General features: G+C 53.9%; 10 protein-coding genes. 7 read left to right on the forward strand and 3 right to left on the reverse strand.

Annotated elements, in window-relative coordinates; genetic code table 11:
- Positions 1 to 57 precede the first annotated feature (57 nt).
- Both VI01_RS22110 and epmA read left to right on the forward strand, forming a co-directional pair.
- A complete protein-coding gene (locus VI01_RS22110; RefSeq protein WP_038649531.1) occupies positions 58 to 192 on the forward strand; it encodes an entericidin A/B family lipoprotein in 135 nt (44 codons plus the stop codon).
- A 159-nt stretch (positions 193 to 351) separates the two neighbouring features.
- Positions 352 to 1,329, forward strand: a complete 978-nt coding sequence (gene epmA, locus VI01_RS22115; protein WP_038649528.1) for an elongation factor P--(R)-beta-lysine ligase — start codon at positions 352 to 354, stop codon at positions 1,327 to 1,329.
- A 69-nt stretch (positions 1,330 to 1,398) separates the two neighbouring features.
- Here epmA and degS read toward each other — a convergent pair whose 3' ends face one another.
- The 3 genes from degS to zapG form a co-directional block, all read right to left on the reverse strand.
- Positions 1,399 to 2,478 (reverse strand): outer membrane-stress sensor serine endopeptidase DegS, encoded by a 1,080-nt coding sequence (degS, locus tag VI01_RS22120; protein WP_038649525.1) that lies wholly within the window; start codon positions 2,476 to 2,478, stop codon positions 1,399 to 1,401.
- Between the two features lie 86 nt (positions 2,479 to 2,564).
- Positions 2,565 to 3,935, reverse strand: a complete 1,371-nt coding sequence (gene degQ / locus VI01_RS22125) for a serine endoprotease DegQ (RefSeq protein WP_045816643.1) — start codon at positions 3,933 to 3,935, stop codon at positions 2,565 to 2,567.
- A gap of 111 nt (positions 3,936 to 4,046) precedes the next feature.
- Complete coding sequence (zapG, locus tag VI01_RS22130) at positions 4,047 to 4,451, reverse strand: Z-ring associated protein ZapG (RefSeq protein ID WP_034826655.1); 405 nt, start codon at positions 4,449 to 4,451, stop codon at positions 4,047 to 4,049.
- A 184-nt stretch (positions 4,452 to 4,635) separates the two neighbouring features.
- Here zapG and zapE point away from each other — a divergent pair, with 184 nt between their 5' ends.
- The 5 genes from zapE to sspB all read left to right on the forward strand — a co-directional run bounded on the left by zapE (position 4,636) and on the right by sspB (position 8,294).
- Complete coding sequence (gene zapE, locus VI01_RS22135; RefSeq protein WP_038649520.1) at positions 4,636 to 5,763, forward strand: cell division protein ZapE; 1,128 nt, start codon at positions 4,636 to 4,638, stop codon at positions 5,761 to 5,763.
- Between the two features lie 239 nt (positions 5,764 to 6,002).
- Positions 6,003 to 6,431: a 50S ribosomal protein L13 gene (rplM, locus tag VI01_RS22140; protein WP_038649517.1), complete on the forward strand. Its 429-nt coding sequence runs from the start codon at positions 6,003 to 6,005 to the stop codon at positions 6,429 to 6,431.
- A gap of 15 nt (positions 6,432 to 6,446) precedes the next feature.
- Positions 6,447 to 6,839 carry a 30S ribosomal protein S9 gene (rpsI, locus tag VI01_RS22145; protein WP_034826648.1) on the forward strand — a complete coding sequence of 131 codons (393 nt, stop codon included), beginning with the start codon at positions 6,447 to 6,449 and terminating at the stop codon, positions 6,837 to 6,839.
- 327 nt (positions 6,840 to 7,166) lie between these two features.
- Positions 7,167 to 7,808, forward strand: a complete 642-nt coding sequence (sspA, locus tag VI01_RS22150) for a stringent starvation protein SspA (RefSeq protein WP_034826645.1) — start codon at positions 7,167 to 7,169, stop codon at positions 7,806 to 7,808.
- A gap of 3 nt (positions 7,809 to 7,811) precedes the next feature.
- Positions 7,812 to 8,294, forward strand: a complete 483-nt coding sequence (gene sspB, locus VI01_RS22155) for a ClpXP protease specificity-enhancing factor (protein ID WP_034826642.1) — start codon at positions 7,812 to 7,814, stop codon at positions 8,292 to 8,294.
- Positions 8,295 to 8,345 lie beyond the last annotated feature (51 nt).

The raw sequence follows: 8,345 nt of genomic DNA on the forward strand, positions 1-8,345 counted from the left end.
GTATAAGGTCTATGCTTGAATGGCTGTACTTTTATTGCAACCAACAAGGATATGGCTATGTTAAAGAAAAGTATTGTCGCGATTCTTTCTGTTCTGGTGCTTTCCTCTGTGTTGACCGCCTGCAACACCACCCGTGGTGTTGGCGAGGACGTTCAGGCCGGTGGCAAAGCGATTCAGCGCAGCGCACAGTGATCCAAACCGGTGCGAAACCCGATTTCGTACCGGATTTCCTGATTCCCTCTTTCTTTGTCTGAAAAAGCACCGCTAACGCCTTCGATCCCGTCACGCCGTTGTTTGCCGTAGCCAATACGGGTAGACTTCTCCCCCTTATCTGTATAAGGAGTCACCAACATGAGCGAAACGGCAAGCTGGCAGCCGAGCGCACCCATTGCCAATTTGTTGAAACGCGCCGCTATTTTGGCGGAGATTCGTCGTTTCTTTGCCGATCGCGGCGTGCTGGAGGTCGATACCCCGGCAATGAGCCAGGCGACCATCACGGATATCCATCTGGTCCCATTCCAGACGCGCTTTGTGGGTCCAGGCGCAGCGGAAGGGCGCGACCTGTGGCTGATGACCAGCCCGGAATATCATATGAAGCGCCTGCTGGCGGCGGGCAGTGGCCCGATCTATCAGATGGGGCGTTGCTTCCGTAATGAGGAGGCAGGTCGTCATCATAATCCAGAGTTCACCATGCTGGAGTGGTATCGTCCTCACTACGATATGTATCGCCTGATGAATGAAGTCGATGATCTGATGCAGCAGGTGCTGGAGTGCGATAGCGCCGAATCTTTATCGTATCAGCAGGCGTTTATTCGCCATCTGGAACTTGATCCTTTGTCAGCGGATAAAACGCAGCTGCGTGAAGCCGCGACGAAGTTGGGTGAGGGTGAACTGGCGAATCGTGAAGAAGACCGCGATACCTTGTTGCAGCTGCTGTTTATGCTGGGTGTTGAACCGAAGATTGGTAACGACAAACCGTGCTTCGTGTATCACTTCCCGGCCAGTCAGGCGGCATTGGCCGAAATCAGCACTGAGGATCATCGCGTCGCGGAGCGCTTCGAGGTGTATTACAAAGGCGTGGAGCTGGCTAACGGCTTCCGCGAGTTAACCGATAGCCGCGAACAGCGTCAGCGCTTTGAGCAGGATAATCGTCGCCGTGCAGCGCGTGGCCTACCGCAGCATCCAATTGATACCAACCTGCTGGATGCGCTGGCACATGGCATGCCTGCTTGTTCAGGTGTGGCGTTGGGTGTGGATCGTTTGATTATGCTGGCGTTGAAAGCCAATGCATTAAGCGACGTGATTGCTTTCCCGGTGGATCGCAGCTGATCATTCTTGCTCGGGCAGGGTGTTTCAGACAACAGCGGCGCATGTATTGCGCCGCTGTTCATTTCATCGTTACTGCTGCGTCGTGGGTGCGGCAGGTGCCTCTGGAAACTCCTGAATAGTGACCGGCAGCATCATCTTCTGTTCGTTACGCAGTACCTGCACCTGAATCACCGATCCTGGACGAATCTCGGCGACCTGATCCATGGTTTCCTGCGCCGACAGCGCCGGTTTGCCGTTCACCTGTAAAAGCACATCATTGGCTTGAATCCCTGCCTGATCGGCTGGCCCGCCTGGCGTAACCTCACTGACGATAATACCCTGTGCACGATCCAGACTGCTGCCCTGACCGTGTAGCGGCGGCAGCTCACGGCCGGTGATGCCGATATAGCCACGAATGACACGACCGTCACGAATCAACTTATCCATGATCTTGGTTGCCAACGCGGTTGGAATCGCAAAGCCAATCCCTTCCGGCGTTTCGCCATCATTGCTTTTATCAAATGTCAGGGTGTTAATGCCCATCAGTTCGCCGAGCGAGTTAATCAGCGCACCGCCTGAGTTGCCCTGATTGATGGATGCATCGGTCTGCAGGAAATTTTGACGACCCGATGAGCTCAAGCCCACGCGCCCGGTGGCACTGATAATGCCCTGAGTGACGGTCTGCCCGAGGTTGTAGGGGTTACCAATCGCCATCACCACATCGCCGATATGTGCGATACGGTTCGCGTTAATCGGAATTACCGGCAGGTTAGTGGCGCTGATCTTCAGCACCGCTAAATCGGTCATCGCATCTGAACCCACTAAAGTGGCTTCAAAGAAGCGGCCATCCTGCAACGCCACGATGATCTGGTCGGCGTTATTAATCACATGCTTGTTCGTGAGAATGTAGCCTTTCACGTTCATGATCACGCCAGAACCCAGCGTGGTGATACCGCGATTGTTGTTGCCATGGGCACTGCGGTTGTAGACGTTGACCACCGCAGGCACAGCGCGGCGCACCCCCTGATTGAAACTCACGGGGGATTCATCATCACTGTTGTCATGATCAAAGGTGACGTTGCTGCTCATACGCAGCGCAGGAATCGCAACCAGCAGCAAACCCGCTACGATCAGGCCCATCACCACAGAACGCAAAAGTTTAAGAAACATGGTGTTATTTCAGGAAAGGTGGGATCGCTGGGCAGAATAACATGAGAAAGGCGGACAAACACCTGCTTGTCCGCCTGTTGCGAGGATTATCGCATAAGTAAGTAAATGCTCTCGTCGCCGCGCACCACGTTCAGTGCCAGGATCGCGGGTTTACTTTCCAGCGCTTTACGCATTTCAGCCAGCGAGGTCACGCGATCGCGGTTCACACCGACAATCACATCATCTTTCTGCAAACCTGCCTGCTCCGCTGGCGTGCCTTTTTCGATGGCATCCACTTTCACGCCTTTATCACCGGCTTTAGAGGCACCATCGCTCAAGGTGGCACCTTGTAACGCCGGAGATATCAGCTGGGCGCTGGCGGTGGTTTGCGCGCTCTGTTCCAGCGTCACGGTCACGGTCACCGGTTTGCCTTCACGCAGCAGACCAATTTTCACCTGCTGACCTGGTGGGGTGGTGCCCACTTTTACGCGCAGCTCGGCAAAGCTGGTGATCGCTTTGTCATTGATGGAGGTGATGATGTCGCCCGCTTTAATGCCCGCTTTCTGCGCCGCCGAGTTAGGCAGCACTTCTGAAACAAAGGCACCGCGCTGTGCGTCAACGTTGAAAGCTTTGGCGATGTCAGGCGTCATTTCGGTGCCTTTAATGCCCAACTGACCACGCTTCACTTCACCAGACTGAATCAGCTGCTGCGCGAGGTTCATTGCCATATTGCTTGGGATCGCGAAGCCGATACCGATGTTGCCGCCGCTGGAGGCCAGAATCGCGGTGTTAATACCGATCAACTCGCCATTCAGGTTCACCAGCGCACCGCCAGAGTTACCCCGGTTGATCGCTGCATCGGTCTGGATGAAGTTTTCCAGACCTTCAAGGTTCAACCCGCTGCGGCCCAACGCCGAAATAATGCCGGAGGTGGCCGTTTGGCCAAGACCGAAGGGGTTACCGATAGCCACGGCAAAATCGCCCACTTTCAGTGAGTCGGAGTCGGCGATTTTCACCTGCGTCAGATTTTTAGCGCCTTCAACCTGGATCAGCGCGATATCGGTTTGCTCATCATGGCCAATCAGCTTGGCATCATATTCATTGCCATCGCTGAGCTGGACGCTGATTTTATCCGCACCATTTACCACGTGATTGTTGGTGAGGATGTAGCCTTTTGCCGCATCAATGATCACGCCTGAACCAAGGCCTTCAAACGGCTGTGGCTGGGATTGTCCAGGAGCCTGGCCAAAGAAACGCTTCAGCGGTTCAGGAATATCCTGTGCCTGCTGGCCGCTGTCGGTGCCTTCAACATGCACGCTAACGACCGCGGGCAGAACTTTTTCCAGCATGGGTGCCAGACTCGGCAGTGCTTGTCCCTGCACCTGTGCGGGCAGCGTCGCCATCGCGCCAGGCGTTGCCGCCAGACTCATCCCAATACTCAAGGCTAATGCGCTTAACAGTCGTGCTTGTTTTTTCATTGCTACAACGCTCTCGCTGCGAAAGAAGAAAGGGGATAGAAAGTGTGACAGTAGTTTGGCGTAAGTGTTCGGAAAACAAAAAGGGCACAGCTACGCTGTGCCCCAAAAGGATTATTTACGCGGAGTGCGGTCGCTACCACGCAGCAAACCCGATGCGCCATCAGAGTAATCACGCGGCATTTGCACCGGTGCCTGATCGTTGTCCGCTTCGGCTTCCGTTAACTGATAAGCAAACGGATTTTTTTCGCCCGGCAGATTTGGCAGCAGGTCATTCGAACCCTTCGCCATATGCTGATACAGCTGGCGGTAGTCATGTGCCATGTTGTCCAGCAATTCTGCGCTGCGCGCAAAGTGGTTGGTGAGCTCTTCGCGATAATCTGCCAGCTCAGCCTTCGATTTTTCCAGCTCGTACTGCATGCTTCGCTGCTCACGCAGCTTCTTGTTGCCAAAACGCATGACGACTGCGCCGACAATAATGCCAATCACTAAACCAATCAGCCCGTATTCCCAGGTCATAATGACTCCCGTGTAATTTCCGTTGCTTCGTAGGGCATTGCTTCTGTTTCCACTTCAATAGCAGCCACTATAACCAATAATCTTATGGAAGTGGAACTATCGGGCTGCATCGCTTACTGTAGAGCGGCCTAATTTTCGCCAACCGACCCGTGAATCGGACTTTTTCAGGGATTCTGAGAGAACCATGCAAACTTCATCTCCGCTTGCCCGCTATGAGCAGGCGCTGTCACAGGGCGAGTTCCGCCCGGATGATGTACAACGTGAAGCCATTACCCGTTTAGATGCTATCCAGCAAGGATTGATTGCCCGCAAGCCCTCGCAGGAACCTGCGGCGAAAGGGCTGTTTGGCCGCCTGTCAAAGCTGATGGGTAAAGAGAAAAGCAGCAGCGAAGCCCCGGTGCGCGGGCTGTATATGTGGGGCGGCGTGGGTCGCGGTAAAACCTGGGTAATGGATTTGTTTTTTCAGTCTATTCCTGGCGACCGCAAACTTCGTCTCCATTTTCACCGCTTTATGCTGCGCGTCCATGAAGAACTGACGCAGTTACAAGGCCATAGCGATCCGCTGCTGATCGTGGCCGACCGCTTTAAAGCGGAGACCGATATTCTCTGCTTCGACGAATTCTTCGTTTCAGACATTACGGATGCGATGCTGTTAGGTACGCTGATGCAAGCGCTGTTTGATCGCGGCATTGCGCTGGTGGCGACTTCCAATATTCCGCCTGACGATCTCTATCGTAATGGCCTGCAGCGCCCGCGTTTTCTGCCCGCCATCGAGCAGATCAAACGTCATTGTGATGTGATGAACGTCGATGCGGGTATCGACTATCGCTTGCGTACCCTCACGTCAGCCCATCTGTGGAATTTTCCGCTCAATGAGGACACGCATGCCGAAATGGAGCGCATGTTCCGCGCGCTTTCAGGTAAGCCGCGTGAAGATGCCCCCGTGCTGGACATTAACCATCGTGAGATGCCAACGCTGGGCGTTAACGAAGGCGTGCTGGCGATCGATTTCCTCACGCTGTGCGGCACCGGGCGTAGCCAACATGACTACATCGAGCTATCACGCCGCTTCCACAGCGTATTGCTGTATGATGTGCCGGTGATGATTTACAAGACGGAAGATCAGGCACGCCGCTTCCTGGCGCTGGTCGATGAATTCTACGAGCGCCACGTGAAACTGGTGGTGGCGGCCGAAACGTCATTGTTTGAAATTTATCAGGGCACGCGCCTGAAGTTTGAGTATCAACGCTGCTTGTCGCGTTTGCAGGAGATGCAAAGCGAAGAGTATTTGCGTCTGCCGCATCTGCCCTGATGACGTGGGCAAAAATCGCAGGATTTCGATGCAAAAAGGTTCGATCTTTGAATTCGACTTCTCTATAATCTTGCGACCCCACGTTACAGCATCGGTTTTCTTTCCCAAGAACTCGATGTGATCCGGTAACTCACTTGAAGGGGTGGCTTGCTGGGCAAAATGGTCGTGTGAGCCTCAATCGTTTACTTAGCGTTTGGGATTTCACCAACGTGTAACTTTTTATTTGGGTAAGCTTTTCAATGAAAACTTTTACAGCTAAACCAGAAACCGTACAGCGTGACTGGTATGTTGTTGACGCAACGGGCAAAACCTTGGGTCGCCTGGCGACTGAACTGGCGCGCCGTCTGCGTGGTAAGCACAAAGCGGAATACACTCCGCACGTTGATACCGGTGATTACATCATCGTTCTGAACGCTGAGAAAGTTGCTGTAACCGGCAACAAGCGTAATGACAAGATTTACTATCACCACACTGGCCACATCGGTGGTATCAAGCAAGCGACCTTTGCAGAGATGATCGAGCGCCGTCCTGAGCGTGTGATTGAAATCGCGGTTAAAGGCATGCTGCCGAAAGGCCCACTGGGTCGTGCTATGTACCGTAAACTGAAAGTTTACGCAGGCAACGAGCACACTCACGCGGCGCAGCAACCGCAAGTTCTTGACATTTAATCGGGATTATAGGCAATGGCTGAAACTCAAAACTACGGCACTGGTCGCCGCAAAAGCTCTGCCGCTCGCGTCTTCATCAAGCCGGGTAGCGGTAACATCGTAATTAACCAGCGCTCACTGGAGCAATACTTCGGTCGCGAGACTGCACGCATGGTCGTGCGTCAGCCGCTGGAGCTGGTTGATATGGTTGGTAAATTTGACCTGTACATCACTGTTAAAGGTGGTGGTATTTCTGGTCAGGCTGGTGCGATCCGTCACGGTATCACACGCGCTCTGATGGAATACGACGAGTCTCTGCGTCCTGAACTGCGTAAAGCGGGCTTCGTTACCCGTGACGCACGTGAAGTTGAACGTAAGAAAGTCGGCCTGCGTAAAGCACGTCGTCGTCCGCAGTTCTCTAAGCGTTAATTGTTGCTGCTTCGGCAGACACAATTTGCTCAAAAAACCCGCTTCGGCGGGTTTTTTATTGCCGCCATTCACGATTTTTCACGCTAAAAACGCGAGCTTTACCCGCATTTTGCCCGCAAATCATTATCCCTGCCCCACAAGCTGCTTAAAATCTGGTAAACTCACTGACACTTTGCGCCCGCAAGCCGGAGCGTTGTGCGCGTTATTTCTGTCGGGACGACGGAAAAGCGCCACTGACGTTGGCTGTGTGCGAATCTGATGAGCAGGTGAGTCGCCGCGTGGTTGGCTATTCGCAGTATCTTTTTGTGAACAAACTTGGAGGTTTTCATGGCTGTCGCTGCCAACAAACGTTCGGTAATGACGCTGTTTTCTGGTCCGACTGACATTTTTAGCCATCAAGTACGTATTGTACTGGCTGAAAAGGGCGTCAGCGTGGAGATCGAGCAGGTTGAAACGGATAACCTGCCGCAGGATCTGATTGACCTCAACCCGTATCGCACTGTACCAACGCTGGTCGACCGTGAACTGACGTTGTATGAATCACGCATCATCATGGAATACCTGGATGAGCGTTTCCCGCATCCACCGCTGATGCCTGTTTATCCGGTTGCCCGTGGTGAAAGCCGCCTGATGATGCACCGCATCGAGCAGGACTGGTACACGCTGATGCGTGCTATCGAAACCGGTAACAATGCTGAAGCCGATGCGGCACGCAAACAACTGCGTGAAGAGCTGCTGGCGATTGCCCCGCTGTTCTCTCGCACGCCGTTCTTCATGAGCGAAGAGTTCAGCCTGGTTGATTGCTACCTGGCACCGCTGCTGTGGCGCCTGCCGCAAATGGGCGTTGAACTGGTTGGTGCCGGTTCTAAAGAGCTGAAAGGCTACATGACGCGCGTATTTGAACGTGACTCTTTCCTCGCTTCATTAACGGAAGCGGAACGTGAAATGCGCCTGCAAGCCCGGGGCTAATGTATGGAAATGTCGCAACTAACGGCTCGTCGTCCGTATCTGCTGCGTGCGTTTTATGACTGGCTGCTCGACAACCAGTTAACGCCGCATCTGGTGGTCGACATCAATCTGCCTGGTGTGCAGGTGCCGCTGGAGTATGCGCGTGATGGCCAGATCGTTCTGAACATTGCGCCGCGCGCTGTCGGTAACCTCGACCTCGCCAATGACGAAGTGCGTTTCAATGCGCGCTTTGGCGGCGTGCCGCGCCAGGTTTCTGTGCCAATGGCCGCTGTGCTGGCCATCTACGCACGTGAAAACGGTGCTGGCACCATGTTCGAACCGGAACCGGCTTACGAGCTGGAAACCAACGAACAGGAAGGCCAGGAAGAGACGATGATGTCAGTGATTGATGGCGATCGTCCCGACGATGCGGCTGATAACGATCACTCGCCGGATGATGAACCGCCACCGCGTGGTGGGCGCCCTTCATTACGCGTGGTGAAGTAAATCGCATGAAATAAGAAACGGGCCAATTGGCCTAATGCCAGTCAGTTAAGC

Origin of the sequence: Pantoea sp. SM3 (genome assembly GCF_000963995.1) — a bacterium.
In the GTDB taxonomy this organism is placed as follows: domain Bacteria; phylum Pseudomonadota; class Gammaproteobacteria; order Enterobacterales; family Enterobacteriaceae; genus Pantoea; species Pantoea rwandensis_B.

Coding starts and splice junctions, on each gene's coding strand:
- VI01_RS22110 (WP_038649531.1), top strand. CDS start 58: ATGTTAAAGAAAAGTATTGTCGCGATTCTTTCTGTTCTGGTGCTTTCC.
- epmA (WP_038649528.1), top strand. CDS start 352: ATGAGCGAAACGGCAAGCTGGCAGCCGAGCGCACCCATTGCCAATTTG.
- degS (WP_038649525.1), bottom strand. CDS start 2,478: ATGTTTCTTAAACTTTTGCGTTCTGTGGTGATGGGCCTGATCGTAGCG.
- degQ (WP_045816643.1), bottom strand. CDS start 3,935: ATGAAAAAACAAGCACGACTGTTAAGCGCATTAGCCTTGAGTATTGGG.
- zapG (WP_034826655.1), bottom strand. CDS start 4,451: ATGACCTGGGAATACGGGCTGATTGGTTTAGTGATTGGCATTATTGTC.
- zapE (WP_038649520.1), top strand. CDS start 4,636: ATGCAAACTTCATCTCCGCTTGCCCGCTATGAGCAGGCGCTGTCACAG.
- rplM (WP_038649517.1), top strand. CDS start 6,003: ATGAAAACTTTTACAGCTAAACCAGAAACCGTACAGCGTGACTGGTAT.
- rpsI (WP_034826648.1), top strand. CDS start 6,447: ATGGCTGAAACTCAAAACTACGGCACTGGTCGCCGCAAAAGCTCTGCC.
- sspA (WP_034826645.1), top strand. CDS start 7,167: ATGGCTGTCGCTGCCAACAAACGTTCGGTAATGACGCTGTTTTCTGGT.
- sspB (WP_034826642.1), top strand. CDS start 7,812: ATGGAAATGTCGCAACTAACGGCTCGTCGTCCGTATCTGCTGCGTGCG.